This is a genomic window from Bradyrhizobium diazoefficiens, assembly GCF_016616885.1.
GTDB classification, from domain to species: domain Bacteria; phylum Pseudomonadota; class Alphaproteobacteria; order Rhizobiales; family Xanthobacteraceae; genus Bradyrhizobium; species Bradyrhizobium diazoefficiens_F.
On sequence record NZ_CP067102.1, the window covers coordinates 6,485,122 to 6,508,316 of the forward strand.

32 protein-coding genes are annotated in these 23,195 nt (G+C 63.4%); 17 read left to right on the forward strand and 15 right to left on the reverse strand.

All coding sequences use genetic code 11. From position 1 onward, the window contains the following. Positions 1–197 precede the first annotated feature (197 nt). The 3 genes from JJC00_RS30135 to JJC00_RS30145 form a co-directional block, all read right to left on the reverse strand. Complete coding sequence (locus tag JJC00_RS30135) at positions 198–1,481, reverse strand: IS701 family transposase (protein ID WP_200468305.1); 1,284 nt, start codon at positions 1,479–1,481, stop codon at positions 198–200. A 133-nt stretch (positions 1,482–1,614) separates the two neighbouring features. Continuing rightward, entirely contained in the window at positions 1,615–1,839 is a 225-nt protein-coding gene (locus tag JJC00_RS30140; RefSeq protein ID WP_200469450.1) for a DUF6429 family protein, read from the reverse strand. A gap of 199 nt (positions 1,840–2,038) precedes the next feature. Then, complete coding sequence (locus tag JJC00_RS30145; protein ID WP_200469451.1) at positions 2,039–2,767, reverse strand: SDR family oxidoreductase; 729 nt, start codon at positions 2,765–2,767, stop codon at positions 2,039–2,041. Between the two features lie 166 nt (positions 2,768–2,933). On the opposite strand from JJC00_RS30145, the gene JJC00_RS30150 reads away from it, so the two are divergent. Continuing rightward, entirely contained in the window at positions 2,934–4,217 is a 1,284-nt protein-coding gene (locus tag JJC00_RS30150; RefSeq protein ID WP_200468305.1) for an IS701 family transposase, read from the forward strand. Between the two features lie 279 nt (positions 4,218–4,496). Here the strand turns inward: JJC00_RS30150 and JJC00_RS30155 are convergent, their stop codons facing one another. Continuing rightward, a complete protein-coding gene (locus JJC00_RS30155; RefSeq protein ID WP_200469452.1) occupies positions 4,497–4,934 on the reverse strand; it encodes a VOC family protein in 438 nt (145 codons plus the stop codon). Between the two features lie 324 nt (positions 4,935–5,258). Here JJC00_RS30155 and JJC00_RS30160 point away from each other — a divergent pair, with 324 nt between their 5' ends. The 3 genes from JJC00_RS30160 to JJC00_RS30170 all read left to right on the forward strand — a co-directional run bounded on the left by JJC00_RS30160 (position 5,259) and on the right by JJC00_RS30170 (position 7,103). Then, positions 5,259–5,909, forward strand: coding sequence for a glutathione S-transferase family protein (locus JJC00_RS30160; RefSeq protein WP_200469453.1), 651 nt, complete (start codon positions 5,259–5,261; stop codon positions 5,907–5,909). 94 nt (positions 5,910–6,003) lie between these two features. Next, the gene (locus JJC00_RS30165; protein ID WP_200469454.1) at positions 6,004–6,399 is read left to right on the forward strand and encodes a hypothetical protein; all 396 of its coding nucleotides are present in this window, start codon (positions 6,004–6,006) and stop codon (positions 6,397–6,399) included. 11 nt (positions 6,400–6,410) lie between these two features. Further along, on the forward strand, positions 6,411–7,103 hold the full coding sequence (locus tag JJC00_RS30170) for a glutathione S-transferase family protein (RefSeq protein ID WP_200469455.1): 693 nt from the start codon (positions 6,411–6,413) through the stop codon (positions 7,101–7,103). A gap of 126 nt (positions 7,104–7,229) precedes the next feature. Here the strand turns inward: JJC00_RS30170 and JJC00_RS30175 are convergent, their stop codons facing one another. Together JJC00_RS30175 and JJC00_RS30180 are read right to left on the reverse strand one after the other, a co-directional pair. After that, positions 7,230–7,664 (reverse strand): hypothetical protein, encoded by a 435-nt coding sequence (locus tag JJC00_RS30175; RefSeq protein WP_200469456.1) that lies wholly within the window; start codon positions 7,662–7,664, stop codon positions 7,230–7,232. Between the two features lie 645 nt (positions 7,665–8,309). Next, positions 8,310–9,476, reverse strand: a complete 1,167-nt coding sequence (locus JJC00_RS30180) for an IS110 family transposase (protein WP_200467696.1) — start codon at positions 9,474–9,476, stop codon at positions 8,310–8,312. Positions 9,477–9,836: 360 nt separating this feature from the next. Between JJC00_RS30180 and JJC00_RS30185 the strand changes: the two genes are divergently transcribed. From JJC00_RS30185 to JJC00_RS30200, 4 genes are all read left to right on the forward strand, one after another. Then, the gene (locus tag JJC00_RS30185; RefSeq protein ID WP_200469457.1) at positions 9,837–10,223 is read left to right on the forward strand and encodes a RidA family protein; all 387 of its coding nucleotides are present in this window, start codon (positions 9,837–9,839) and stop codon (positions 10,221–10,223) included. A gap of 119 nt (positions 10,224–10,342) precedes the next feature. Continuing rightward, positions 10,343–10,603, forward strand: a complete 261-nt coding sequence (locus JJC00_RS30190) for a hypothetical protein (protein WP_200469458.1) — start codon at positions 10,343–10,345, stop codon at positions 10,601–10,603. A gap of 234 nt (positions 10,604–10,837) precedes the next feature. After that, positions 10,838–11,089, forward strand: a complete 252-nt coding sequence (locus tag JJC00_RS30195; RefSeq protein ID WP_200469459.1) for a hypothetical protein — start codon at positions 10,838–10,840, stop codon at positions 11,087–11,089. 95 nt (positions 11,090–11,184) lie between these two features. Further along, on the forward strand, positions 11,185–11,823 hold the full coding sequence (locus JJC00_RS30200; protein ID WP_200469460.1) for a hypothetical protein: 639 nt from the start codon (positions 11,185–11,187) through the stop codon (positions 11,821–11,823). A gap of 6 nt (positions 11,824–11,829) precedes the next feature. Here the strand turns inward: JJC00_RS30200 and JJC00_RS30205 are convergent, their stop codons facing one another. Further along, entirely contained in the window at positions 11,830–12,315 is a 486-nt protein-coding gene (locus tag JJC00_RS30205; protein WP_200469461.1) for a J domain-containing protein, read from the reverse strand. Between the two features lie 111 nt (positions 12,316–12,426). Between JJC00_RS30205 and JJC00_RS30210 the strand changes: the two genes are divergently transcribed. The 3 genes from JJC00_RS30210 (at position 12,427) to JJC00_RS30220 (ending at position 14,274) form a co-directional block, all read left to right on the forward strand. Beyond that, positions 12,427–13,194 (forward strand): SDR family NAD(P)-dependent oxidoreductase, encoded by a 768-nt coding sequence (locus JJC00_RS30210; RefSeq protein ID WP_200469462.1) that lies wholly within the window; start codon positions 12,427–12,429, stop codon positions 13,192–13,194. 200 nt (positions 13,195–13,394) lie between these two features. Further along, entirely contained in the window at positions 13,395–13,643 is a 249-nt protein-coding gene (locus JJC00_RS30215) for a helix-turn-helix domain-containing protein (protein WP_148750579.1), read from the forward strand. Between the two features lie 121 nt (positions 13,644–13,764). Further along, the gene (locus JJC00_RS30220) at positions 13,765–14,274 is read left to right on the forward strand and encodes a collagen-like protein (RefSeq protein ID WP_200469463.1); all 510 of its coding nucleotides are present in this window, start codon (positions 13,765–13,767) and stop codon (positions 14,272–14,274) included. Positions 14,275–14,281: 7 nt separating this feature from the next. Here the strand turns inward: JJC00_RS30220 and JJC00_RS30225 are convergent, their stop codons facing one another. Together JJC00_RS30225 and JJC00_RS30230 are read right to left on the reverse strand one after the other, a co-directional pair. Further along, positions 14,282–14,497, reverse strand: a complete 216-nt coding sequence (locus JJC00_RS30225) for a hypothetical protein (RefSeq protein WP_200469464.1) — start codon at positions 14,495–14,497, stop codon at positions 14,282–14,284. A gap of 96 nt (positions 14,498–14,593) precedes the next feature. Beyond that, a complete protein-coding gene (locus tag JJC00_RS30230; protein WP_200469465.1) occupies positions 14,594–14,860 on the reverse strand; it encodes a DUF2277 domain-containing protein in 267 nt (88 codons plus the stop codon). Positions 14,861–15,094: 234 nt separating this feature from the next. Here JJC00_RS30230 and JJC00_RS30235 point away from each other — a divergent pair, with 234 nt between their 5' ends. After that, on the forward strand, positions 15,095–16,156 hold the full coding sequence (locus JJC00_RS30235) for an alpha/beta fold hydrolase (RefSeq protein ID WP_200469466.1): 1,062 nt from the start codon (positions 15,095–15,097) through the stop codon (positions 16,154–16,156). A 140-nt stretch (positions 16,157–16,296) separates the two neighbouring features. Continuing rightward, on the forward strand, positions 16,297–16,641 hold the full coding sequence (locus JJC00_RS30240; RefSeq protein ID WP_200469467.1) for a hypothetical protein: 345 nt from the start codon (positions 16,297–16,299) through the stop codon (positions 16,639–16,641). A gap of 218 nt (positions 16,642–16,859) precedes the next feature. Here the strand turns inward: JJC00_RS30240 and bfr are convergent, their stop codons facing one another. From bfr to JJC00_RS30255, 3 genes are all read right to left on the reverse strand, one after another. Then, entirely contained in the window at positions 16,860–17,348 is a 489-nt protein-coding gene (gene bfr / locus JJC00_RS30245) for a bacterioferritin (RefSeq protein ID WP_027529403.1), read from the reverse strand. A gap of 132 nt (positions 17,349–17,480) precedes the next feature. After that, entirely contained in the window at positions 17,481–17,753 is a 273-nt protein-coding gene (locus JJC00_RS30250) for a (2Fe-2S)-binding protein (protein WP_200469468.1), read from the reverse strand. A 167-nt stretch (positions 17,754–17,920) separates the two neighbouring features. Beyond that, complete coding sequence (locus JJC00_RS30255) at positions 17,921–18,214, reverse strand: hypothetical protein (RefSeq protein ID WP_246773974.1); 294 nt, start codon at positions 18,212–18,214, stop codon at positions 17,921–17,923. 135 nt (positions 18,215–18,349) lie between these two features. On the opposite strand from JJC00_RS30255, the gene JJC00_RS30260 reads away from it, so the two are divergent. After that, the gene (locus JJC00_RS30260) at positions 18,350–18,688 is read left to right on the forward strand and encodes a hypothetical protein (protein WP_200469470.1); all 339 of its coding nucleotides are present in this window, start codon (positions 18,350–18,352) and stop codon (positions 18,686–18,688) included. Positions 18,689–18,926: 238 nt separating this feature from the next. Beyond that, the gene (locus tag JJC00_RS30265) at positions 18,927–19,211 is read left to right on the forward strand and encodes a hypothetical protein (protein WP_200469471.1); all 285 of its coding nucleotides are present in this window, start codon (positions 18,927–18,929) and stop codon (positions 19,209–19,211) included. 85 nt (positions 19,212–19,296) lie between these two features. Here JJC00_RS30265 and JJC00_RS30270 read toward each other — a convergent pair whose 3' ends face one another. Continuing rightward, positions 19,297–20,520 carry a lytic murein transglycosylase gene (locus tag JJC00_RS30270; RefSeq protein WP_200469472.1) on the reverse strand — a complete coding sequence of 408 codons (1,224 nt, stop codon included), beginning with the start codon at positions 20,518–20,520 and terminating at the stop codon, positions 19,297–19,299. Between the two features lie 99 nt (positions 20,521–20,619). Between JJC00_RS30270 and JJC00_RS30275 the strand changes: the two genes are divergently transcribed. After that, positions 20,620–21,111: a hypothetical protein gene (locus tag JJC00_RS30275; protein ID WP_200469473.1), complete on the forward strand. Its 492-nt coding sequence runs from the start codon at positions 20,620–20,622 to the stop codon at positions 21,109–21,111. Here the strand turns inward: JJC00_RS30275 and ettA are convergent. After that, positions 21,071–22,720 (reverse strand): energy-dependent translational throttle protein EttA, encoded by a 1,650-nt coding sequence (gene ettA, locus JJC00_RS30280; protein WP_200469474.1) that lies wholly within the window; start codon positions 22,718–22,720, stop codon positions 21,071–21,073. The two genes, JJC00_RS30275 and ettA, sit on opposite strands and share 41 nt — an antisense overlap. A 16-nt stretch (positions 22,721–22,736) precedes the next feature. Then, positions 22,737–22,955: a hypothetical protein gene (locus JJC00_RS30285; RefSeq protein ID WP_200469475.1), complete on the reverse strand. Its 219-nt coding sequence runs from the start codon at positions 22,953–22,955 to the stop codon at positions 22,737–22,739. On the opposite strand from JJC00_RS30285, the gene JJC00_RS30290 reads away from it, so the two are divergent. Beyond that, positions 22,954–23,169, forward strand: a complete 216-nt coding sequence (locus JJC00_RS30290) for a hypothetical protein (RefSeq protein ID WP_200469476.1) — start codon at positions 22,954–22,956, stop codon at positions 23,167–23,169. The two genes, JJC00_RS30285 and JJC00_RS30290, sit on opposite strands and share 2 nt — an antisense overlap. The last annotated feature ends 26 nt before the right edge of the window (positions 23,170–23,195 follow it).

Consider the following 23,195-nt stretch of genomic DNA (forward strand, 5'->3'; position numbering starts at 1 on the left):
CAAAGCGTAATCCACCAAGTTCGTCCGGCCATCGCGGGAGCATGGTGGGTTACGCTTCGCTAATTTTACTGCGTCACAAGAGGAGTTTTGGGCGGTCTCGACGGACGGCGCCACAGCACGGGCATCGCATGATTATTCTGCTCAGCGCCCGGATCAAGCGCGCGCGCACAGTTGCAATCGAGTTTGGGACGTGGCGCTCAGGCCGCCAGGGCGGATCCGCGGGGTCGATAGTCGTCGGGTAAGCGAGGTGCCGGGAGCGGCGGGGCGCAACGAGGTCCTGAGGGGGGAATCGTCGCCCGCTCGGCGACCAGGAAGCCGTAAGCGGCGATGCACAGGGTCGCGTGATGATGGAAGCCCCGCCAGCCGCGCCCCTCGTAGTGACCCAGCCCGACCTCTTGCTTGAGCTCCTGGTAATCGCGCTCGATGCGCCAGCGCAGTTTCGCCAGATCGACGAGCCGCGTGAAGCTGATGGTCTCCGGCAGCGTGGAGAGCCAGTATCTGGTCGGCTCAGCTTCGCTCTTCGGCCATTCGATCAACAGCCACTCCGCCGACGATTTCTCCGGGATGAGCTTGTTGGACCCAACACGCACGCGAACACGAGCAAAGCGCGAGGTGAGCTGCTCGGCCGAGCCCTCCCGCCACTTCACCGTGCACCATTCAAGCTTGGGCAGACCGAGGGCCAGTGTCTTGGCCGTGACCAACTCAGGCTCGTCGCGCCGGCCGGTATTGTTCATCGGCTTGTCCATGCGCCGCGGGCCGGCGCCAGGCCCCCACATCAAAATAGTTGGCACAATGCCGGCCACGTAAGACACGTTCAACTCCGACATGCCTGCACGCAGCCGCGCGTCCCTGCCGTAAGCGGCATCCATCAAGGCAACGCCGCGCGGCAGGCTGGCCTCGCATGCCCGTCGTATCTGATCGAGTGCGATCTCCGGCTTGGTCTTGAACTTGATCTCCTTCGGAATGCCTGCCTTCTTTCGCCGTGCACGATCCTTGGCCCAGGTCTCCGGAAGGTACAGCCGGTAGTCGACCGGAAGGCTGCCGGTACGACTGGCGATCGACAGCGACACCGCCACCTGGCAGTTGGCCTGCTTGCCGAGTTGACCGCAATATTGGTGATGCACGCCGACCGAATGCTTGCCCTGCTTGGGAAACGAGGTGTCGTCGATGATCCAGGCCTCGATTGGCCCGTCCTTCTCCAGCGCCGGCAGCACCATCTGGCGGACCTTCGCCAGCACGTCCTCGTCGGACCAGCATGCATTCCCCACAAAGTGCAGCAACGACTGGTGCTGAGCAGCCGTCCGCGCCGGATCCGTTCGCGCCGCCAACGGTTCCACGCTCTTGCGTTCGCCGGGGAGCACCAACCCAGTGCAATAATCGCGCAACTGTCGCCTACGTCTCGGATGACCGATCACGCTCGAAAGACCGTCTACGTAAGCCCCAAAACGCTCTTCGGCTTCCCGGTGATTGTTGACACTCATCTGGCTCTCCGCGCGCCAATATATGAATCTCAACAGATACTTGATTCTCAGACCAAATCGCCGCGACCAACTGACTCAGTAGTACTAACCCACCCTACGAGAGCGCGCCAATTCCTCGCGCATCGCAAGGCTCTTATTCCTCGAACAACTCTTCGAACAATGCTTTCGCTCGTTCGAGTCCCTCGTCCGTGAACACGACAGACTTTACCTTGCCGACGGGGTCAAGAATCATCCCCTTGTCATGCAGGCGGCCGAGCACATCCCAATCAAAGCCTTTCCATGCACGATAGCCATCGTGCAGGGTCAAATAAAGCAACGCCAACGCCGCGTCGTCGATCTTGTCCTTGTTAATGGCCATCGTGACCTCACGCAGAGCAATGTTGAGGGCATTCTATTCGACCATAGCCAATCCGCAATGGCCTCGAATGCGCCATGCGATCGCTTCGTAGGGTGGCCAAAGGCGCCCTTGCGCCGTGCCCACCGTCTCTTCACAAATCCGGTCAAACGGTGGGCACGGCGCGAAGAGCGCGCCTTTGCCCACCCTACAAGAGCGCGCCCTAGAGATCGAAATTGCTCGGCAGCATGACCACGTCGCGAATTGTCATGCCGCGCGGCCGTGTCAGCATGAACATCACCACTTCAGCCACTTCGCTGGCCTCCAGCAGGCTTCCCGAGTCCCTCGCTTCCTGCAGCTTCTCGGCTGGCCAGTCCGCGAGCAGCGCGCTCACGACCGGGCCGGGCGAGATCGAGCCGACGCGAATGCCGTGCTTGAAGACCTGGCGCCGCACCGTCTGGACGAAGCAGTTGATCGCCCATTTGGACGACGCATAGACCGGCTCCCACGGCGTCGGAAAATGTGCCGCCAGCGAGCTCGTGACGATGATGTCGCCGGTCCCGCGCGCGATCATGTGCGGCAGCACGTCGTGCACATTCTTCATCACGACGTTGACATTCAGGTTCAGCATCCGGTCGATCGCCATCGTGTCGGCATCGACCAGGTCGCCACCGACATAGGTGCCCGCATTCGCATGCAGGATGTCGAGCTGTCCTGCCTGCTCCAGGACGCGCGGCAGCAGCGTTGCGCAGGCTTTGGGATCCAGGAGATCGATGACCAGCGGGGTCACCGCGTCGCCATGCTTGTTGCAGAGCGCCTTCAGCGCGGCCTCGTCGCGGTCGACCATCACCACGCGCGCGCCCGCGGCCAGCATCGCCTCGGCACTCGCCAACCCGATGCCCGACGCGGCCCCGGTCACGGCGGCAACCTTGCCTTCAAGTTCTCTCGTCATGAGCTCACCATCCTGCTGATGGTCGGCAGTATAGCGATCCCAAGCGAGGTCGCGAAGTGGAACACTTCGTAGGGTGGGTTAGTACTACTGAGTCAGTTGGTCGCGGCGATTTGGTCTGAGAATCAAGTATCTGTTGAGATTCATATATTGGCGCGCGGAGAGCCAGATGAGTGTCAACAATCACCGGGAAGCCGAAGAGCGTTTTGGGGCTTACGTAGACGGTCTTTCGAGCGTGATCGGTCATCCGAGACGTAGGCGACAGTTGCGCGATTATTGCACTGGGTTGGTGCTCCCCGGCGAACGCAAGAGCGTGGAACCGTTGGCGGCGCGAACGGATCCGGCGCGGACGGCTGCTCAGCACCAGTCGTTGCTGCACTTTGTGGGGAATGCATGCTGGTCCGACGAGGACGTGCTGGCGAAGGTCCGCCAGATGGTGCTGCCGGCGCTGGAGAAGGACGGGCCAATCGAGGCCTGGATCATCGACGACACCTCGTTTCCCAAGCAGGGCAAGCATTCGGTCGGCGTGCATCACCAATATTGCGGTCAACTCGGCAAGCAGGCCAACTGCCAGGTGGCGGTGTCGCTGTCGATCGCCAGTCGTACCGGCAGCCTTCCGGTCGACTACCGGCTGTACCTTCCGGAGACCTGGGCCAAGGATCGTGCACGGCGAAAGAAGGCAGGCATTCCGAAGGAGATCAAGTTCAAGACCAAGCCGGAGATCGCACTCGATCAGATACGACGGGCATGCGAGGCCAGCCTGCCGCGCGGCGTTGCCTTGATGGATGCCGCTTACGGCAGGGACGCGCGGCTGCGTGCAGGCATGTCGGAGTTGAACGTGTCTTACGTGGCCGGCATTGTGCCAACTATTTTGATGTGGGGGCCTGGCGCCGGCCCGCGGCGCATGGACAAGCCGATGAACAATACCGGCCGGCGCGACGAGCCTGAGTTGGTCACGGCCAAGACACTGGCCCTCGGTCTGCCCAAGCTTGAATGGTGCACGGTGAAGTGGCGGGAGGGCTCGGCCGAGCAGCTCACCTCGCGCTTTGCTCGTGTTCGCGTGCGTGTTGGGTCCAACAAGCTCATCCCGGAGAAATCGTCGGCGGAGTGGCTGTTGATCGAATGGCCGAAGAGCGAAGCTGAGCCGACCAGATACTGGCTCTCCACGCTGCCGGAGACCATCAGCTTCACGCGGCTCGTCGATCTGGCGAAACTGCGCTGGCGCATCGAGCGCGATTACCAGGAGCTCAAGCAAGAGGTCGGGCTGGGTCACTACGAGGGGCGCGGCTGGCGGGGCTTCCATCATCACGCGACCCTGTGCATCGCCGCTTACGGCTTCCTGGTCGCCGAGCGGGCGACGATTCCCCCCTCAGGACCTCGTTGCGCCCCGCCGCTCCCGGCACCTCGCTTACCCGACGACTATCGACCCCGCGGATCCGCCCTGGCGGCCTGAGCGCCACGTCCCAAACTCGATTGCAACTGTGCGCGCGCGCTTGATCCGGGCGCTGAGCAGAATAATCATGCGATGCCCGTGCTGTGGCGCCGTCCGTCGAGACCGCCCAAAACTCCTCTTGTGACGCAGTAAAATTAGCCCCGCGGATCGCGCGAAGCGCGAACCGCTAGGCGTAACCCACCAAGTCTGTCGCCACGGATTCAGAAGTGGTGGGTTACGCCAAGCAGATGCGCTTCGCACATCTGCAAGGCTAACCCGCCCTACGGCACAGCCAGCGCCTCACCCCGCATACGCCCTGTCCAACTCCGCAATCACGATCTTCCGCATTCCCATCATGGCCTGCATGACGCGGTTGGCCTTGCTGCGGTCGGGATCGCCGAGATAGCGGCCGAGCGCTGATGGGACCACTTGCCAGGACAGACCAAATTTGTCCTTGAGCCAGCCGCAGCGGGATTCCTCGCCGCCGGCGGCGGTGAGCTTCTCCCAAAAATAGTCCACCTCGCCTTGAGTCTCGACGCTGATGAAGAACGACACCGCCTCGTTGAAGCGGTATTGCGGCCCGCCGTTGAGCGCGTGGAAGCGCTGGCCTTCGAGCTCGAACACCGCCATGAAGTCGCTGACGGTCTCGACTTTGGCATTGGGGAACACCGATTTGTAGAAGGCGACGGCCTCCGGGACGTTGTTGTCGAACCAGAGGAACGGCGTGATGGAGGTCATGTGTGGATATCCTTTTGGCCTCGGATCGGCGCGCGTACGCGCGTCGTCGTCCCAAGGACGAAGCTGGGACCGGAATTCCGACAGGAGGGCGGAGGATTATTTCCGGCCCAACTCGTAGGATGGGTAGAGCGCAGCGAAACTGATCAATTGGACCGAAGCAAGAGGCGCGACCGTTCGATCGGGCCGGAGGTTGGACCGCGAGGTGAGCGATGGGTTTCGCTTCGCTCTACCCATCCTACACATCGGGAAACCGTATAACCTGTCGGAATCCGCACCGCCCGCTCGTCCTCTGGATGCAAGCCGCAACCACCCCGGAGTTCCCAGATGCCTCCCACCATCACCGCCTTTGAAAGCTCGCCCGACCGCGGCGGGGGCCAGGCGCGCGACATGCGCGTGCGCTGGGCGCTCGAGGAAGTCGGCCAGCCCTACGACGTTCGCCTCGTGTCGTTCGCGGCGATGAAGCAACCGGCGCATCGTGCGCTGCATCCGTTCGGGCAAATTCCGACCTATGAGGACGGCAATCTCGCCTTGTTCGAGTCCGGCGCGATCGTGCTTCATCTCGCCGAGCGCCATCGCGGATTGCTGCCTGACGAGGCGAATGCGAGATACCGCGCGATCGCGTGGATGTTTGCCGCACTCAATACGCTGGAGCCGCCGATCGTCGAGCTCGGAATGGCGATGCTGCTTGAGCGCGACAAGAGCTGGTACGAAGAGCGCCTGCCCATGCTCGAGAATCGCGTGCGCGTTCGCCTCGGCGAATTATCCGATCGCCTGGGCAACGCCGACTGGCTCGACGGCGCGTTCAGCGCCGGCGATCTCCTGATGGTGACCGTGCTGCGCAGATTGAATAGATCGCCGATACTGGGCGAATATTCCCGCCTTTCCGCCTATGTCGCGCGCGGCGAAGCGAGGCCGGCCTTCCGCCGCGCTTTCGACGCTCAATTGGCGGTTTTTACCGCCGCATCAACGCGCTGAGAAACTGTTGCAAGCGCGTTGCGGCAGCGATACGACTTGGGATGGAAGGACCGGGCATCAACCGGCCGCACATCATTCTGAGGAAGCCGCCGTCATGAGCGACGATCTCTCCGGTGTCTGGGACGGCACTTACATCCAGCCCGGCACGGGAATGGTCACGTTCACGGCGACGCTGGTCGAAGCCGGCGGCGCGCTCGAAGGCCACATCACCGAGCCCTGCTCGAATCCGCGCTGCCCGCTGCGCACCCACCGCGCCTCGATCACGGGCCATCGCTCAGGCCACGTCGTATCGTTCGTCAAGCGCTACGAGCCGCCGGGGTACGGCTTCGACATTGTCCACTACGACGGCATCATGAATGGAGAGGCGACCGAGATCGACGGGCGCTGGCAGCTGCCGGGCTCGTCCGGCTCGTTCCTGATGATCCGCTCCACCAAGCGCGCGCAGGCGAGCGCCACAGGCAAGCGGGCGGACGAACCGGCCCGCGAGTAAAAGGAGGAGCCATGCTGACGCTCTATTCGTATCCGGAACTCTTCGGCGTCGCCGACAACAACGGCTACGGGCTCAAGGTCTATGCCTTCCTGAAGCTCGCCGGCGTGGCGTTCGTGCATGAGCACGTGTTCGATGCCTCCGCAGCGCCGCGCGGGCAGCTGCCCTACATCGTCGACGACGGCGAGACCGTCGGCGACAGCGAGACGATCATCGCGCACGCCATCGCAAAATATCACCTGACCATCGATGCCGCGCTGTCGCCTGCGCAGCGCCGGACCCATCATCTCGTCACGCGCATGCTCGATGATCTCTACTGGGTGATGTCGTATTCACGCTGGAAGGACGAGCGCTACTACCCCGCGTTTCGCGACGGCTTCATCGCGCAGCATCGACAGATCGACGCTGATGGCTTCGAGAAGGCGAAGGCCTACAATGCGCAGCGCTATCACTACCAGGGCATCGGCCGCTACTCGCCCGAGCAGGCTTACGCACGGGGCCTTGCCGATTTGCAAGTGCTGGCCGAGATCGTGCCCGCGCACGGTTTTGTCGATGGCGAGCGGCCGACCAGCTGCGACGCCGGCATCTACGGCTTCATCGCGAATATCTATTATTTTCCGATCCCGACGCCGCTGAAGGCGTTCGTCGATGCGCAGAAGAACCTCGTCGCGCATTGCGAGCGGGTTCATGCGATGGTGAGTTTGTAGGGTGGGTTAGCCCCGCGGCTACGCGAAGCGTAGTCCGCTGGCGTAACCCACCGCTTCTCCATCCGCGTGGAAAGTAAAGAGGTGGGTTACGGCTTCGCCTACTAACCCACCCTACGGCAGCCTGCCCTACCGCATCGTGATCGCAAGTCCGCTCAGATCCGCGTTCGCCATCAGGCCGGTCTGGTAGCCCGACAGCTCCAGCACCGCGCCCTTCTGGTTGGTCAGCACGATGGCACGGGCGCCGCGGCCGACGGCGAGGCCGGCACCGGCAGCGCCGTAGACGCCGGCGACATCCGAGGGACGGTTGATGTTGGAGACGCGGCCGCGCAGCACGGTCTTGGAGCCGCCGAAGACGAGGCCGTAATCGAGCCCGCCGGTCGAGAGCGAATAGGAGCGGCCGCGGAAGTTCAACACGCCGCTGCCGCCGGACCCGCCGATGAACCAGCCCGCCTTGTAGATCGTCAGCACCACGGTGCCGCCGTCGGCCTGCGCCGCGGTCGAGAGGCCGGCCAGCGCGGCAATGACGACGAGCGCGGCACGCAAGGTGGTGGCAATCTTCATGGGGCGTCTCCGGGGGCTATTTTTAGGGAGGGAAAACGAATCAGAAGCCGCAATCTATCCGATCGATCGCGGCGGCAACATGATGGGGGGAGTCTCCGCAAGTGTGGTGGCGGCTGGATTCGCGGAAGGTCCTCATTCTCCGTCATTGCGAGCGCAGCGAAACAATCCAGGATCTTTCCGCGGAGGCAGTCTGGATTGCTCACATGGGGATTTGGTGTGTCAAGGTGGTAGTTCAGCTTTTTGTTCGATTGCAGCCAGCTCTTCGTCCCGACCATGGGGCCCTTCGGATGGCGCGCGCAGATCGAGTCAAGGTCGGCCCGTAGGGCCGCCGCGAAGCGGCTTGACCTTGACTTGAGCGAGCACGCCATCAGGCTTTGGTGGTCGGGCGGATAACTCCTTGTCGTCAGGCGATCTCAGGTTCGAGCCAGTTTTGACAATCTGGTTTTGCTTGCCAGATCAAACTCACATTCGGTCGTCGCGTGATAGCGACAGCACCAACATTCCGCTTGCGGCGGGCAGGCTCGAGAGGACGAGGCCATTCTTCGTTGCGGCGTTTGAAGCCATGCAATCCATCGGTTCGTCCACCCGGATCGGCCGAGGTTCGATCGGACCTCGGCAGATTGGTTTTGAGGTGGTGAAGAGGGCTCAGGCGGCAGGCTTCATCACGGCCCCCTCGATCACGACGCCCTGGGTGACATACTTCCACAAGGCAACCAGCAGCTTGCGCGCCAACGCCACGATCGCGCGCTTGCGGCCGCGCTGGCTGTTGGCCTTGAACCATTGGGTCAGAGCCGATTGGGGCTGGTGGCGTATCCACAACCAGGCGAGCTGGATCATCGTGGTTCTCAGCCGCGGATTGCCGGCCTTCGACACGCCCTGCTCGCGCTCGATACCGCCGCTGCGCCATGGCGTGGCCGCAAGCCCCGCATAGGAGGCGACCTGGCGGCGGTTGGCAAACTGGCGCCAGAAGGCTTCCGTCCAGAGAACGGCAGCGAAGTTCGGGCCCAGGCTCTTCAGGCCGAGCAGCATGGTGACCGGGTCCGATGCAGCCTTCTCGCCGGTTGGCTTGCTCGCCGTCAGTAGCGCCTCTTGCTCGCGCTCCACCGCCGCGATCTGCTCGAGCAGCAGTTCGAGCCGGGCGAGCTCGCGGCCGACCTGCGCCTTCAAATGCTGCGGCAACGGGCGCCCGTCCCCGGTGCGCAAGGCCTCGAGCCGTGCCTTGCGGTCGCGCCGCAGCGGCACATAGCCGGATATCCCTTGTGCAAACAGCAGCCCCTTGATCCGGTTGACGTGCTCGATCCGCTCCGCGATCAATGTCCGCCGCTCGCGGCAAAGTCGGCGGCGATCCTCGTCCTCCGGTGAAGGAGCAACCACCATCGCGCAGACCCGCGGCTCGCCGCGCTTGTAGGCCAGAAGCGACCGCAGCAGCGTCTCGCCATCGAGCCTGTCCGTCTTGGCCCGCCGGCGCCGGCGCGGCGTCGCGATCGAGGCCGGATCGACCACGTGGCTTTCAATGCCCTCCTGCTGCAAAGCGCGGTGAAGCCAGAACCCATCCAGTCCAGCCTCCTGGATGGTGATGATCGGATAGTTCTCCCCCGTTCGGGCCAGGGCCTTCTGCTTCAGCTCTGCAAACAGCTTCAAGAGCGCCGCAATATCACCGGCCTCCACGCTGTGTCTGGACATCTTCTCGCCCTTGCCGGGCGACAGCGAGGTCACCAGCCATGTCGAGCGGCTCAGTTCCAATGACACAAAAATTGCGCCAAACTGCGTGCGGATAGCGGCCGGTCCGTCGGAAGGATGATCGAGCAACATCGTCGTCTCCAGGTTGAATGGATTTAGCAACCTCAGTCTGGCCTCAGATCTGGTCGCTATCCACTCCCCATGGAATCTTCGCTGCGCTCGCAATGACGGGGCGACTGAATTCCGGCCTCTCCCGCCAGCGGGCCGCGGGGAGCTGCGAGGCAAGCCGCCAGCGCCTACCCACACCACACCCATCATTCAATCCTGCCCGTGTTTTGCCCGACGGGTCAACCGATATTTCTGCCTTCCCGAATTCCAGTTTCGCCAATGATTTCTACTGTGCATGGGGTTGTTTTCGCGTTTTGTGTTGGAGCACACTCCGAACAACCGCTACGCTGCTGAAAACTCCACCCCGTTGCATCCGAGGCCCCCATGCCGATCCAGCACTTTGCACCCCCGCCGCACGTCAAGACGCCGCCGCTCTCCTTTGCGACCCGCGTCGGCGACCTGCTGTTCGTCTCCGGCATTCCCGGCTTCGATGCCAAGGGCGCGCTGCCTGACGGCTTCGAGGCGCAGTTCGCCAATGTCGTCGTCAACATCAAGCGCGTGCTGGACGAGGCCCGCGCCACGATGCGCGACCTCGTCAAGGTCAACGTGCTCTTGACCCGCGCCTCGGACGTTGCCGCGATGAATGCGCTCTATGCCGGCGCGTTCGGCCCGCCGCCTTTTCCCGCACGCACCACCTGCGTGGTGCAGGCACTGCCCGATCCGAAGATGCTGATCGAGATCGAGGCGGTGGCATCGCTGGCCAAGGGATAGTCCAAGGGATAGTCAACGGGGAGCTCCCTGACATATCCGTGATCGGCCACGCTGCGGCTTGCAAGCCGCACCATTTTGCCGCACCAGTCTCCGGCCACATTCCCATCAGGAGATTTTTCATGCGTCGCGTTCTCGCCCTTTGTGCCGTCGCCGGCATCGCCTCGTCCATGTTCGCCGTGCCGGCCTCGGCGAAGACCGGCTATTACGTGATCCGCTGGGACAACACCGGCATCTGCCAGGTCTGGAACGAGGATCTCCGTTACAAGCCGTTCGAGTGGGGCGCCTCGACCTATAAGGTTGTCAGCAAGCCGCTCCCGTCCTTCACGGCCGCCTCCGAGCTCCAGATCAAGATGCGCGCCGACCGCCGCTGCAGCCTCTGAGCCGATCGGTCAATCCAGTTTGAGGGCGGGTTGCGCAGGCAGCTCGCCCTCTTCTTTTTGCGCTGGGCCCCGTTTTGTCGTGCGAATTCCGTCATTTCCCGCGCGCACGCTTTGAACCTGATCAGCATACGGAACTACTCACATCTTGTCCGGGGCGCAGGCTGAGAGCGCTCCGCACCCCTCCCCGTCATTGTCGGGAGGCGCATCACATCTTTCATTTTGAGGAGCTGATCCATGCGTCGTATTTCCATGCTGTGCACTGCCGCCGGTCTCGCCGCTGCCGCCTTCGTCGCCGCGAGCCCGGCCGAAGCCGGCTATCATCTGATCCGCTGGCAGGACAGCGGCGTGTGCCAGATCTGGGACGAGAGCATCCCGACCACGCCGTGGCCGGCCGGCTACCATCGCGCCAGCGCGACGGTTCCGACATTCCTCGACGCGCTCGAGCTGAAGGATCATGCGTTGAAGGCCGGTCACTGCAGCTGGTAAGAATTCGATCGGCGGACGACAAGGGCCGGGCAAGGATGCGATGCTAGCATCCTTGCCCGGTCGTTTTTTCACCTCGCGGATTTTGGAGCAGGTCGATGCGCGCACGGACGACGACAGCGACGGCGCTCGCCGCATCACTCCTGCTCGCCGCAACGGCGCAGGCGCAGGCCCCGCAATCCTTCCGTGTGATCTCGCCGATCTTCGGCCAGCTCGTCAGCTTCACGATGCCGTCGCATTTTGTCGCGGCGTTCGAGAACACCAAGGGCGGCCATTACATCCACGAAGCCGTGCTCAAGGGCGAGACGCCCGAGCGCTGGACGCAGATGATCACGGTCACCGGCGAGAAGGGCATGACGTTGACGCCCGGCGCCTCGCCGCAGATTTTTGCGGGCACCATCGCAGGCGGGTTCAAGACGGCGTGCCCCGACAGTTTTGCCGCAAAGGCGCTGGGCGCCACGACCTTCGGCCGCTTCGAGGGCTTTGTCGCGGTGGTCGGTTGCGGCCGCATCGACAGCGGCCCGACGCGGCACAGCGAAACCGCGCTGCTGATCACGCTCAAGGGCGCGACCGACTATTACACCATCCAATGGGCTGAGCGCGGCCCCGAAAGCGACGAGCCGCCGATCAACGACGACCGCTGGCAAGCCCGCCTGCACGATCTGAGCCCGATCGACCTCTGCCCGATCATGCCGGGCGAAGCCGCGCCCTATCCGAGCTGCGTGAGCAAGAGCTGAGCGCTCTCACGCGTCCTTGTGCGCGCCGGGATGAATCAAAATGTCGCGTGCGGCGGAGAGGTCGATGAAGGCCTGCGCGCTGCCGCCCTGGTCGGGATGCATGCCCTTGGCGGCGCGGCGATAGGCCTGGTTGATGTCGTCGCAGGTGAGCTGCACCGCGAGCGGCAAGCCCAGCATCTTGCGGGCGCGATCCTCGCTCGACAATTTCTTCGGCGCCGCGTTGCGACGGCCGAAGCGGGGCGCGGTCAGATCATGGACGACATCGAGGATCACGCCGACGCGGCGCCGCGCGGCCAGCGTGATGCTGTGATCGTCATTGTCCGCGGCCTGGCGCAGCACGGGCAGCGCCTGCTCGGCGGCCTGCCGCAGCGTGGCATCGGTGCTCATCCGCACGATCTCGGCCACGAGCCGTCCCGCCTCGGCCCAATCAGCGAATTCCGCCGACCGCAGGCGCTCGAGCGCCAATTTCCAGGATTCCAGTCGTTCCATCATGCGCGCAACGTTTAGCAATGGAGATGAGTATGCCAAGGCTGCCGTTTCCGCCCCCTTAATTTCGAGTTAGCCTTTCATGAAACTTAGAAACGAATCCGGGAGGAAATTGTCATGGCATTGCTCGCAAACCATATCGCTGTCGTCACGGGCGCCGGTTCCGGCATCGGCCGGGCGATCGCCGCCGGCTACGCCCGCGAGGGCGCGCAGGTGGTGCTGCTCGATGTCAATGCCGACACGGTTGCGGAAGCCGCCCAGGAGATCCGCAAGGCCGGCGGCAAGGCCGAGAGCTTCGCGCTCGACGTGACCAGGCGTGACGACTGCTTTGCGCTGGCCAAGACCGTCGCCGACAAGGTCGGACAGGTCTCGATCCTCGTCAACAATGCCGGCATCACCCGCCGCAACGCCTTCACCGCGGAGACCGAGACGGTGGCAAAGGATTGGAACGACATCATCTCGCTCAACCTCAACGGCGTCTTCAACATGACGCAGGCCTTCCTCAGCCCCTTACGCGCGAGCAAAGGCCGCATCGTCAATATCGGCTCGATCCAGTCTTTCGTGCATCTGCGCACGCCGAGCTCGGCGGCCTACACCACTTCCAAACACGGCGTGCTCGGCTTCACCAAGGCGCTCGCGGTCGAGCTCGGCAAGGAAGGCGTGCGCGTCAATGCCATCGGCCCGGGCTTCATCGAGACCAACATCAACGCCCATGTACGCGCCACCAATCCGGCGCTGGTGCAGGCCTTCGTCGATCACACCCCGCTCGCGCGCACAGGCAAGCCCGAGGACATCGTCGGCCCCGCGGTCTTCCTCGCCTCGGACCTGTCGTCCTACGTCACGGGAACGATCGTGATGGTGGACGGCGGCTATCGCACGGTGTGAGTCGCGAGATCGGTCCGCCTCGCTATGCATCTCGTGCCAATCGCGGCAATGTGGCGGCAATCCCAAGGTCAATTCGTGCGATCGCGCGCAATTAACCTTTCGTTAACCAAACCCGCCCACCGTAGATCTACGGCTTGGGGTCGTTTGTTCTCGATCCGCTTGCAACGATGGAAGCGGGCGTTGATCGGGGGAGTATGTTGATGACCACTGTTCATGTCGCGGCGCCCGAGCAGGGCGCGCAATTCCTTGCACCCAACGAGATCGTTCCACTGTTGATCGGCGCAACCGTCGGCGAGGTCGAGCGTGAGCTCGTGCTCCAGACGCTCGCGCGCTGCGACGGCAACCGCACGCGTGCCTCGCGCGTGCTCGGCCTGTCGGTGCGCACGCTGCGCAACAAGATCAGGCTCTACGCCGCCTCCGGCATCGAGGTGCCGGCGTATCACGATTGACGCGCGAGGCCCGCCGTGCCGCGTCGATTGATGTTGATCAAGCCCGGCAGGATGTGCGGGCGGAATTGCTGCTGTCGTCAAACGCCGCTAAGTAGCTTGCGTGCGCAGAAGGAGCAGCGGCGTGGCAGACGAACAGGGACGGCAGGGACCTCAGGGTCCGCGCGGACGGCAGGGCGAGCCGGGACGGCCGGGGCCGCAGGGTCATCCTGGCAAGCGGGGCCCCGACGGCGCACGCGGCAAGCCGGGCCCGCAGGGCAAGCCGGGACCGGTCGGAAAGGCCGGCGCACAGGGCAAGGCCGGTCTGCCGGGCAAGGCGGGCGAAGCCAGTGCGCGAGGCGCGGCCGGCCCGCAAGGTCCCGCCGGCCCTCAAGGCCCGCGCGGCGAAGCTGGTCCGCCCGGCCAATTGCCCTCGATCGAGCAGGTGCTGCCGTGGCTCGAGCAGCTGTTCGACGCCTGGGACGAACGCCGCCGCCAGCGCGAGCAGGAAGCCGCCGAGCGTGCCGCGTTAGAGGCCGCCGTGCACGAGGCTGAAGATACGCCCTCCGACGACGACGACGCCGAGAGCGACGATGCCGAAGGCGACGCGTACAAGAAAAAGAAGAAAAAGAAGAAGCACGGCCACAAGAACTAGCGGGCGCCTACTTCGCTTGATCCTCACGCCGCGGCAGCATGCCCATGCGCTCGAATTGCCAGCGCATGGCGCGGTACCAGAGATAACCGACTGCCGCGCCGCATACGGCCAGGATCACCACGTTCGCGCTCGAGAACGAGCCGCTCCACCACATCATCCACGCGGTCCACAACAGCGTGAAAACGAAGGCACCTGCTTTCAGCGGGAGAAGGGGGCGATTCATGATCGAGCTCCGGGTTGTCAAAACCCCGGCGAACACCATCGCGCGTGAGGGCCGCGACTTCCGTGAGCCAGATCACGGTCGTGCTTGGGGGAACCCCTAACCGAACCGCAGCCGCGATCGCTCCCTCGCTTTCTCCGCCTCGACCTCGCGGTCGCGCGTCGGCGCATGGGTGTGCAGCGAGGTCAACAGTTTTCGCGCAGCCTCCGAGACCTCAGCGACCGCGCGGTCGAAGGCCGCCTCATTGGCCTGCGACGGCCTGCTGAAGCCTGAGAGTTTTCGCACGAACTGAAGCGCGCTGGCATGGATCTCGTCCTCCGTCGCCGGCGGCTCGAAATTGAACAGTGTCTTGATGTTGCGGCACATGCAGTCTTTCCCGTGGCAGGCCCGATTTGATCCAAGGACGGATGGAGAAGCTGAAATCCTACAACGCATGTAGCCGCTTGTCACAGGCGCTCGAATATTCCACTTGCGCGCCGCAACATCGAGGAAATGTTTTTTCAGGGATGAGCAGCGCTCTGCTCTCGATCCCAGGACCCGGGCTGATAAGATCGCGCGCAACGCGGCCACGAGCCATGAGCCGCACATGGGGAGACAAACATGAAAGCTTCTTGCGCGGCGCTGTCGGGCGTTCTGCTGTCCATCTCGACATCGGTATTCGCCGCCGACTACCCGGCGCCGAAACAAGGCGATTGGGTCGCCAGGGATTTCAAGTTCCACACCGGCGAGGTCATGCCGGACCTGAAGCTGCACTACACCACTGTGGGTGAACCGACCGGGCAACCGGTGCTGGTGCTGCACGGCACCGGCGGCTCAGGCGCGAGCATGCTGACGCCCGCTTTCGCCGGCGAGCTGTTCGGCGCCGGACAGCCGCTCGACGCGTCCAAATATTACATCATCATTCCGGACGCGATCGGCCACGGCAAGTCGTCAAAGCCGTCGGACGGCATGAAGACGAGCTTCCCGAAATACAACTACGACGACATGGTCGAGGCGCAGCATCGCCTCGTAACCGAAGGCCTCGGCGTCAAGCATCTGCGGCTCGTGATCGGCAACTCGATGGGCGGCATGCAAACCTGGCTGTGGGGCGAAACATATCCCAAGGACATGGACGCGCTGGTGCCGATGGCCTCCCAGCCGACCGAGATGGCGTCGCGCAACTGGATGATGCGGCGGATCATGCTCGACACCATCCGCAACGATCCCGATTACAATGGCGGCAATTACACCAGCCAGCCGCGCATGATGAAATACGCCATCACGGCCTACGGCATTGCCAGCATCGGCGGCACGCTCGCCTATCAGCAACAGGCACCGACCGCTGCGAAGGCCGACAAGATCGTCGACGAACGGCTGGCGACGCCGATCACGGCGGATGCCAACGACTTCGTCTACCAGTGGGACTCCTCCCACGACTACAATGCCGCCGAGAAGCTGGAGGAAATCGAGGCCTCGCTGCTCCTGATCAATTCCGCCGACGACGAGCGCAATCCGCCCGAGACCGGCGTGACGGACGCCGCGATGAAGCGGGTCAAGAACGGCAAGCTGTATCTCATCCCCGAAAGCACCGAGACGCGCGGCCACGGCACCACCGGCAACGCAAAGTTCTACAGCGAACAGGTTCGGCAATTGCTGCAAACCGCGCCGCAGCGCACGATGTAGGCATCGTCGGAGCTGCTCCGATACCGCAACGCATCATATGCGGCGCCTCGGCGCCGCATATTATTTGAGCATGCAATGAGCCGGCGGCTCGGGCTTAATCGCGCGAACAATACGAATCGACACGCGATGAGGAGGATCGCATGCACAGGCTTGCGCTGTGCGTTTGGCTCGCTGCGATGACGAGCGCCGCGTTCGCGTTCGACAACGGTCAGTACGACAACGTTCCACCCGACATCCGCGCCTGGTTCAAGAGCGTGATCGCGCCGAACGGCGTGCCCTGCTGCGACATCTCCGACGGTCATCGCACCGACTACGACGTGCGCAAAGGCGCGTATTGGGTGCCGATTGAAGGACAATGGATGGAGGTACCCGAGCGTGCCATCATCCGTGATCGCGGCAATCCGGTCGGTCATGCCGTGGTGTGGTACGTCCACCACCGTGGCGCCATCATCGTCAGTTGCTTCGTGCCCGCGGATGCAGTGTAGCGCGCGCGATGGCGCCTTACGGACGGTATCGCGCATCTCCGGATCCCGGACAAGCAGGCCGGGGAGTAATATCCTTAAAGCCTTAATCAGGGAGACCTTCGTGACCGATCTCTGCGCCGAAGACCTCGCCACCATCTATGCGAAGCCGACACCGCGCGTGATCGCGAAGGCGCGTCCCCAAGCCCGGCCACGACGACTGGAGAGAGCAGAACGAGAGCTTAGTGTCCCTCGCCTTCGAGCCCGCCGACGTGCTTCTGGGTGTAGAGTTCGAGGCCGATGCGGCCGATCAGGTCGAGCTGGGTCTCGAGGAAGTCGATGTGGTGTTCCTCATCGCTCATCAGCTTCTCGAACAAGTCGCGCGTGACGTAGTCCTTGACGCCGTGGCAGTAGGTCGCCGCTTCCTGGTAGAGCGCGCGCGCGCTCATCTCGGCGGCGAGGTCGCACTCGATGATCTCCTTGACGTTCTGGCCGATGCGCAGGGGATCGAGCACCTGCATGTTCGGGAAGCCGTCGAGGAACAGGATGCGCGCGGTGAGCTTGTCGGCGTGCTCCATCTCCTCGATGGACTCCTTGCGCCAGACCTTGGCCATGTCGAGGAGGCCCCAGTTGTCGAGGAACCGGTAGTGCAGCCAGTACTGGTTGATCGCAGTCAGCTCGTGACGCAGTGACTTGTTGAGATAGTCGATGACTTTTGCGTCGCCCTGCATGGTTCACTCCAGCTCTTGCAGTCCAAATCGGCCCTAAACGGAATTTAGAACGCTTCTAAGTCAGTTTAAGGGTGAGGGCAACCGGCTACGGGAACGTAGCCGGGGAAAAGCTCAGCGATGGCGGGGAAGTTTTCAGCAGGCCGCGAGGGCGAACTGGGCTGGTTGGGCCGTCTCGTCACTAGCGGCCACGGTGTGGTTGTGCGGGCAGCCGGAGCAGCAGGACTGAGCGCAGGGGCCAAGCGCTTCTTCGATGATGGTCTTGATCGTCCGGGCGCATCGGCCGCACTCGGCGCTACAGCCGAGGCATCCATAGACCTGCTTGGCGTGGCGCACAGCATCGTCGGACTCGGCGACGGCGGCGCGGATGTCGTCATCGCTCAGCACGTTACAGGAACAAACAATCATGGAAGCGGTAGGCCCTTCGGTGATGCGCCACCATCGATATTTAACGGGCCGTCCGGATGCAAAAGGAAAAACCGGTATTTCAAGCTATTCCAAACTGGCCCGGAAACAGCCTAGAACGGCTCTAAAATAGGGAGTTGCGCTGGATCAAGATGGTACCGGAAACGGGACTAGTCGCTGCTCCCGCCTCCTCCACCATCGCCGCCACCTCCGCAATCTCCACCCCCACCGCTATCGCTCGTGGAGCAGCTGCCGCTGTCGGTTGAGCTTCCGGAATTGTCGCTGGAGAACCAACTTCCCAGCGAGAAGCCCTCATTCGTGGTATCCGAATAGCTGTCGCTTCCGCCGTCGCCGCCCGCCCTGGCGCGCGGGCGCGGGGCGCGGTTCTGCAAATGGGTTATCAGGACATAGCCGACCACGCCGACGGCCCCGAGGGCGATCAGGGTATTGGTCAGGACGTTCATCATCGTCTCCCAGGCTTGAAGCCGCCATTTCTACCATTTGGTAGCATCCGGCCCTTGCGTCGTTCATTGATCATTCAAACGAAGTATGGAACTTTGGCCGCAACAGTTCGGCGTTCGTTGTGAAAGGTCGCCCCAATGAAGAAATCACTTATGGCGGTCGCTGCCGCCGCCACCCTGGTTTTGGCTGCAGGCACGCCGGCCCATGCACAGCGCGGTGTCGCTGCCGGCGTTGCCGCCGGGATCATCGGGGGCGCCATCGTCGGTGGCGCGCTCGCCTCCCCGTATTACTACGGACCCGGACCGGGCTACGCGTATGGCCCGGGCTACGACCCCGGCTACTATCCGCCCCGCTACTACGCGCCGGGTCCCGGCTACGTCGCCGACGACTATTACGGCGATGGCTGTGTCTGGCAGAAGCAGCGCTTCTGGGACGGCTACGCCTGGCGCATTCGCCGCGTCCGAGTCTGTGGCTGAGGCGCGTTACGCCGCTCGGTTGAACCGGCTTGATTGAGCCGGTTCACTACGGATGCGCCGTTCATCTCCAAGCCTGAAAAAGACCGCTTTTTCTCGTCACAGCTCCGTGTGCGTTTACCGTGGATTGACCATTTGCGCGCTTCCTAGCTGCAAGGCCAATTCCATTAGAGTGTGCGTGAACCTTTGAAACCCGGACGCTCCCAACGAGGTGCGTCCATCTCCCAGGAGAGCCAAGAGCATGAAGAAGACTATTGTTGCCGCCCTCACGGTTGCGACGATCGCCGGTTCGCTGGTGACCGCCACTCCGCCGGCCAAAGCCGGTGACGGCGTCGGTGTCGGCATCGCGGCCGGCCTGCTCGGCGGCGCGATCATCGGCGGCGCGATCGCGTCGAGCCGTCCGGCCTATGGTGGTCCGGTTTACGTTGCGGAGCCGGGCCCGCCCCCGCCGCCCTGCTACTGGCAGCGCCAGCGCTACTGGGACGGCTACGGCTGGGTCATTCGCCCGGTTCGCGTCTGCTACTGATCTGATCGCACGGCGCTGACCAAGCGCCGCGATCAAAGCCCGGCCGAGACCATCGGCCGGGCTTTCTCGTTATTTGGCGGCTTTGTCAGCGCACCGCCTGGATCGAACGCAGCACCTCTTCGCTCGGCCAGCAATCGACCTTGAGCCCGGCCGACTTCTGATAGGCGCCAAGCGCAGCGCGCGTCTGCATGCCGGCCTTGCCGTCAATCTTGTCCTTGTAGAGCCCGGCGCGCGTCAGCCCGCGCTGCATCGTCTCGACGTCCTTCGTGCGCAATTGCTTCGACGCGGACCACGGCGTCGCGAACGGGAGCGGGCTCGTCATGCGGTCGCTCAGATGACCGACGAACAGCACATAGAGATCGGAGAAATTGTATTCCTTGATGACGAAGTAGTTCTTCGTGGTCAGGAACGCCGGACCATAGATTCCCTCCGGCTGGAGCAGTGATGCCGGCTGCGCCTGCTCGGCCGCGCTGAGCTTCTCGCCACGCACCGGCACAAAGCCTTCACGCAGCCACTGCCCGATCGGCTTCGTCACCTCGGGCACGCCGGTGGTGCAGTCGACCTTTGCCGGCGCCTTCACCTCATAGGCCCAGCGCACGCCGCTCTGCCAGCCCTTGTTGACGAGCTGCTGCGCGGCCGAGGCCAGCGCATCCGGCACCGAATGCCAGATGTCGATGCGGCCGTCGCCGTCGAAATCGACGCCGTGCTTGTAATATTCGGACGGCAGGAACTGCGTGAGCCCGGTGGCGCCGGCCCAGGACGAGCGCATGTCCTTGCGCGTCACCACGCCCTCGCCGAGGATCTTCAGCGACAGGATGAACTCGTTGCGATAGGTGTCCTTGCGCCGTCCGACATAGGCCTGCGTCGCCAGCACGCTGACGAGGTCGTAAGGCAGCGTGTAGCGACCATAATCGGTCTCGCGTCCCCAGATCGCGAGCATCACGGTCGCAGGCACGCCGGAGCTCTTCTCGATTTTCGTCAGCGCGGCATTGTATTTCTGCAGTAGCCGCTGCCCCTCGCCCGCGAGATTCGCAATCGCGCCTTCCCTGACATAGTCCGCCGGCACCTGCACGAATTCGGCCTGCGACGGCGCGCCGGTCGCGGGCCGCCCGGGCAGGATCAGATCAGGGAGCTTGTAATCCGGCTCGAGCCCGCGCGTCTGTTGATCGAACGTCGCGCGCGAGACGCCAGCCTCTTGCGCTTCCGGCCAGAGCGAGGCGATGAACTGCGTGAAGGCAGCGTCGGCGGCGTGGATCGGTCGCACACCGAGCAGAACCATCCATAGCAGGGCGCCTGCCAGCCTGATCATTGTCCGATATTGCATTTCCGCACCTATTCCTGAAGGCTCGGAGATCGACCGAGTCGCGACGCTCGCTTGCGGTTGTAGCCGGAGAAGATCGGAAGCGCGATGTTCTTACCGAAGGTCAATGTCAAGGACGACCCAGTTCGACGATGGCACCGGCCGGACCGCCAGTTCTTCGCCAACGGCGCCTGCCAGGTCCTGGCCTTTGCGTTCCTCGATCGCTACGCAGACCTTGGATTTCACGCCCGCTGGATCAAGCCTGCGGCGGGCTTCACCGGCAACCACATCTTCGTCACCGACGGGCACAACGCGTTCGACTATCACGGTCTGACGACAGAGGCGCAGCTGCTGTCCCTCTGCTTCAGGCGCGCCCGTCGCTTTCATCCGGACTGGGACGCGACACTCGTTGACCTGCCAGCGGATGTGCTGATCTCGGAACGACGCTCGCGCCAATTCGAGGGGCTTTGGCTGCGTGAGCCAAAGCAGTTCCTTCACGACGCGCTGCCGCGCGCCCAGGCATTTCTCGACAGGTTCGACAACCTGCGAGACCGGCTGATCACCGCGTCAGCTTCTTGTACTTCACGCGGTGCGGGATGACGCTGTCCTGGCCGAGCCGGCGCATCTTGTCTTTCTCGTAGTCCTGGAAATTGCCTTCGAACCATTCGACATGGCTGTCGCCTTCGAAGGCCAGGATGTGGGTCGCGATGCGGTCGAGGAACCAGCGATCATGGCTGATGATGACGGCGCAGCCGGCGAAATCCTCCAGCGCTTCTTCGAGCGCGCGTAGCGTGTCGACGTCGAGGTCGTTGGTCGGTTCGTCGAGCAGCAGAACGTTGGCGCCGGACTTCAGCATCTTGGCGAGATGGACGCGGTTGCGTTCACCGCCCGAGAGCGCGCCGACCTTCTTCTGCTGGTCGGCGCCCTTGAAGTTGAACGACGAGCAATAGCCGCGTGAGTTCACTTCCTTCTTGCCGAGCAGGATCAGCTCGTTGCCGCCGGAGATCTCTTCCCAGACGTTCTTGCTGCCATCGAGCGCGTCGCGCGACTGGTCGACATAACCGAGATGCACGGTCTCGCCGACCGTGATGGTGCCCTTGTCCGGCTGCTCCTGCTTGGTGATCATCTTGAACAGCGTGGTCTTGCCGGCGCCGTTGGCGCCGATCACGCCGACGATGCCGCCCGGCGGCAGCTTGAAGGTGAGATCGTCGATCAGCAGGCGATCGCCATAGCCTTTGCTGAGGGCCTCGAAATCCACGACATTGGCGCCGAGGCGCTCGGCGACGGGAATGATGATCTGCGCGGTCTGGGTCTGCTTCTCGCTCGCCTGCTTGAGCAGTTCCTCGTAGCGCTGGTAACGCGCCTTCGATTTGGCCTGACGCGCCTTCGGCGAGGACGCGACCCACTCCTGCTCGCGTGCAATCGTCTTCTGATGCGCGGCGTCCTCGCGGCCTTCCTGTTCGAGCCGCTTCTGCTTCTGCACCAGCCAGGACGAATAGTTGCCCTCGTAGGGAATGCCCTTGCCGCGATCGAGCTCGAGGATCCAGCTCGTGACGTTGTCGAGGAAGTAGCGATCGTGGGTGACGATCAGGATCGCGCCGGGATAGTTGCGCAGATGGCCTTCCAGCCACGACACCGATTCGGCGTCGAGATGGTTGGTCGGTTCGTCCAGCAGCAAAAGCTCGGGCTGGTCAAGCAGCAAACGGCACAAAGCAACGCGCCGGCGTTCACCGCCCGAGAGCTTCGTCACGTCGGCATCGTCGGGCGGGCAGCGCAGCGCGTCCATGGCCTGGTCGACCTTGCTGTCGAGATCCCAGAGGCTTTGGGCCTCGATCTCGTCTTGCAGCTTGGTCATCTCGTCGGCGGTCTCCTCGGAATAATTCATCGCCAGCTCATTGTAGCGATCGAGGATGGCCTTCTGCTTGGCGACGCCCAGCATGACGTTCTCGCGCACGGACAGCTTCGGATCGAGGTGCGGCTCCTGCTCGAGATAGCCGACGCGCGCGCCCTCGGCGACCCAGGCCTCGCCGGTGTACTCCTTGTCGAGACCCGCCATGATCTTGAGTAGGGTCGACTTGCCGGAGCCGTTGACGCCGAGAACGCCGATCTTGGCGTCCGGGTAAAAGCTCAGCCGAATGTTGTCGAGCACCTTGCGGGTCGGGTAGCTCTTGGTCAGGCCGTCCATGAAGTAGACAAATTGGCGCGCCATCGGTCCCGTGAAACCTTCAATTTGAGGATATTTGCTTGCTGCCGATGTAGCGATCCCGCCCCCAAAGGGCAATGTTTTCCCTCCGTTCACCACGGATGAATACCGGGCGGACACCATCCGGACCCCAATCCGGACAATTGAAACCATCTTTTAATAAATCAGGCCAAAGCTCGGTCTCGCGCGGCAACAGCGCCACCTGCTCAGAATGAACGGGGAGCACAGCGAGGCCCATCATGGCTCTGATCGAGACCAATTCCCTTCCCGTTCCGGCGGAAGCCGGCCGCGCCTCCGCGCTCGTCTCGGAGATCAAGGGCTTCTGGAAGCGCTTCTTCGCCACGGCCTTCAACCCCTACCGGCCCGAACTGCACTACATGCGCGGACCGGGTCCTGCCTGGCGCGCCAAGCACGGCATGGATGCGCCGATCCGGCTGAAGCCCCGCGGCCTCTGAGCCGCCGTTCCCTCTCGGATTTTGCC

Excerpts from the sequence above, each read along its gene's own strand:
- JJC00_RS30135 (WP_200468305.1), bottom strand. The coding sequence starts at position 1,481 with ATGAGTGTCAACAATCACCGGGAAGCCGAAGAGCGTTTTGGGGCTTAC.
- JJC00_RS30140 (WP_200469450.1), bottom strand. The coding sequence starts at position 1,839 with ATGGCCATTAACAAGGACAAGATCGACGACGCGGCGTTGGCGTTGCTT.
- JJC00_RS30145 (WP_200469451.1), bottom strand. The coding sequence starts at position 2,767 with ATGACGAGAGAACTTGAAGGCAAGGTTGCCGCCGTGACCGGGGCCGCG.
- JJC00_RS30150 (WP_200468305.1), top strand. The coding sequence starts at position 2,934 with ATGAGTGTCAACAATCACCGGGAAGCCGAAGAGCGTTTTGGGGCTTAC.
- JJC00_RS30155 (WP_200469452.1), bottom strand. The coding sequence starts at position 4,934 with ATGACCTCCATCACGCCGTTCCTCTGGTTCGACAACAACGTCCCGGAG.
- JJC00_RS30160 (WP_200469453.1), top strand. The coding sequence starts at position 5,259 with ATGCCTCCCACCATCACCGCCTTTGAAAGCTCGCCCGACCGCGGCGGG.
- JJC00_RS30165 (WP_200469454.1), top strand. The coding sequence starts at position 6,004 with ATGAGCGACGATCTCTCCGGTGTCTGGGACGGCACTTACATCCAGCCC.
- JJC00_RS30170 (WP_200469455.1), top strand. The coding sequence starts at position 6,411 with ATGCTGACGCTCTATTCGTATCCGGAACTCTTCGGCGTCGCCGACAAC.
- JJC00_RS30175 (WP_200469456.1), bottom strand. The coding sequence starts at position 7,664 with ATGAAGATTGCCACCACCTTGCGTGCCGCGCTCGTCGTCATTGCCGCG.
- JJC00_RS30180 (WP_200467696.1), bottom strand. The coding sequence starts at position 9,476 with ATGTTGCTCGATCATCCTTCCGACGGACCGGCCGCTATCCGCACGCAG.
- JJC00_RS30185 (WP_200469457.1), top strand. The coding sequence starts at position 9,837 with ATGCCGATCCAGCACTTTGCACCCCCGCCGCACGTCAAGACGCCGCCG.
- JJC00_RS30190 (WP_200469458.1), top strand. The coding sequence starts at position 10,343 with ATGCGTCGCGTTCTCGCCCTTTGTGCCGTCGCCGGCATCGCCTCGTCC.
- JJC00_RS30195 (WP_200469459.1), top strand. The coding sequence starts at position 10,838 with ATGCGTCGTATTTCCATGCTGTGCACTGCCGCCGGTCTCGCCGCTGCC.
- JJC00_RS30200 (WP_200469460.1), top strand. The coding sequence starts at position 11,185 with ATGCGCGCACGGACGACGACAGCGACGGCGCTCGCCGCATCACTCCTG.
- JJC00_RS30205 (WP_200469461.1), bottom strand. The coding sequence starts at position 12,315 with ATGATGGAACGACTGGAATCCTGGAAATTGGCGCTCGAGCGCCTGCGG.
- JJC00_RS30210 (WP_200469462.1), top strand. The coding sequence starts at position 12,427 with ATGGCATTGCTCGCAAACCATATCGCTGTCGTCACGGGCGCCGGTTCC.
- JJC00_RS30215 (WP_148750579.1), top strand. The coding sequence starts at position 13,395 with ATGACCACTGTTCATGTCGCGGCGCCCGAGCAGGGCGCGCAATTCCTT.
- JJC00_RS30225 (WP_200469464.1), bottom strand. The coding sequence starts at position 14,497 with ATGAATCGCCCCCTTCTCCCGCTGAAAGCAGGTGCCTTCGTTTTCACG.
- JJC00_RS30230 (WP_200469465.1), bottom strand. The coding sequence starts at position 14,860 with ATGTGCCGCAACATCAAGACACTGTTCAATTTCGAGCCGCCGGCGACG.
- JJC00_RS30235 (WP_200469466.1), top strand. The coding sequence starts at position 15,095 with ATGAAAGCTTCTTGCGCGGCGCTGTCGGGCGTTCTGCTGTCCATCTCG.
- JJC00_RS30240 (WP_200469467.1), top strand. The coding sequence starts at position 16,297 with ATGCACAGGCTTGCGCTGTGCGTTTGGCTCGCTGCGATGACGAGCGCC.
- bfr (WP_027529403.1), bottom strand. The coding sequence starts at position 17,348 with ATGCAGGGCGACGCAAAAGTCATCGACTATCTCAACAAGTCACTGCGT.
- JJC00_RS30250 (WP_200469468.1), bottom strand. The coding sequence starts at position 17,753 with ATGATTGTTTGTTCCTGTAACGTGCTGAGCGATGACGACATCCGCGCC.
- JJC00_RS30255 (WP_246773974.1), bottom strand. The coding sequence starts at position 18,214 with ATGAACGTCCTGACCAATACCCTGATCGCCCTCGGGGCCGTCGGCGTG.
- JJC00_RS30260 (WP_200469470.1), top strand. The coding sequence starts at position 18,350 with ATGAAGAAATCACTTATGGCGGTCGCTGCCGCCGCCACCCTGGTTTTG.
- JJC00_RS30265 (WP_200469471.1), top strand. The coding sequence starts at position 18,927 with ATGAAGAAGACTATTGTTGCCGCCCTCACGGTTGCGACGATCGCCGGT.
- JJC00_RS30270 (WP_200469472.1), bottom strand. The coding sequence starts at position 20,520 with ATGATCAGGCTGGCAGGCGCCCTGCTATGGATGGTTCTGCTCGGTGTG.
- JJC00_RS30275 (WP_200469473.1), top strand. The coding sequence starts at position 20,620 with ATGTTCTTACCGAAGGTCAATGTCAAGGACGACCCAGTTCGACGATGG.
- ettA (WP_200469474.1), bottom strand. The coding sequence starts at position 22,720 with ATGGCGCGCCAATTTGTCTACTTCATGGACGGCCTGACCAAGAGCTAC.
- JJC00_RS30290 (WP_200469476.1), top strand. The coding sequence starts at position 22,954 with ATGGCTCTGATCGAGACCAATTCCCTTCCCGTTCCGGCGGAAGCCGGC.
- JJC00_RS30285 (WP_200469475.1), bottom strand. The coding sequence starts at position 22,955 with ATGATGGGCCTCGCTGTGCTCCCCGTTCATTCTGAGCAGGTGGCGCTG.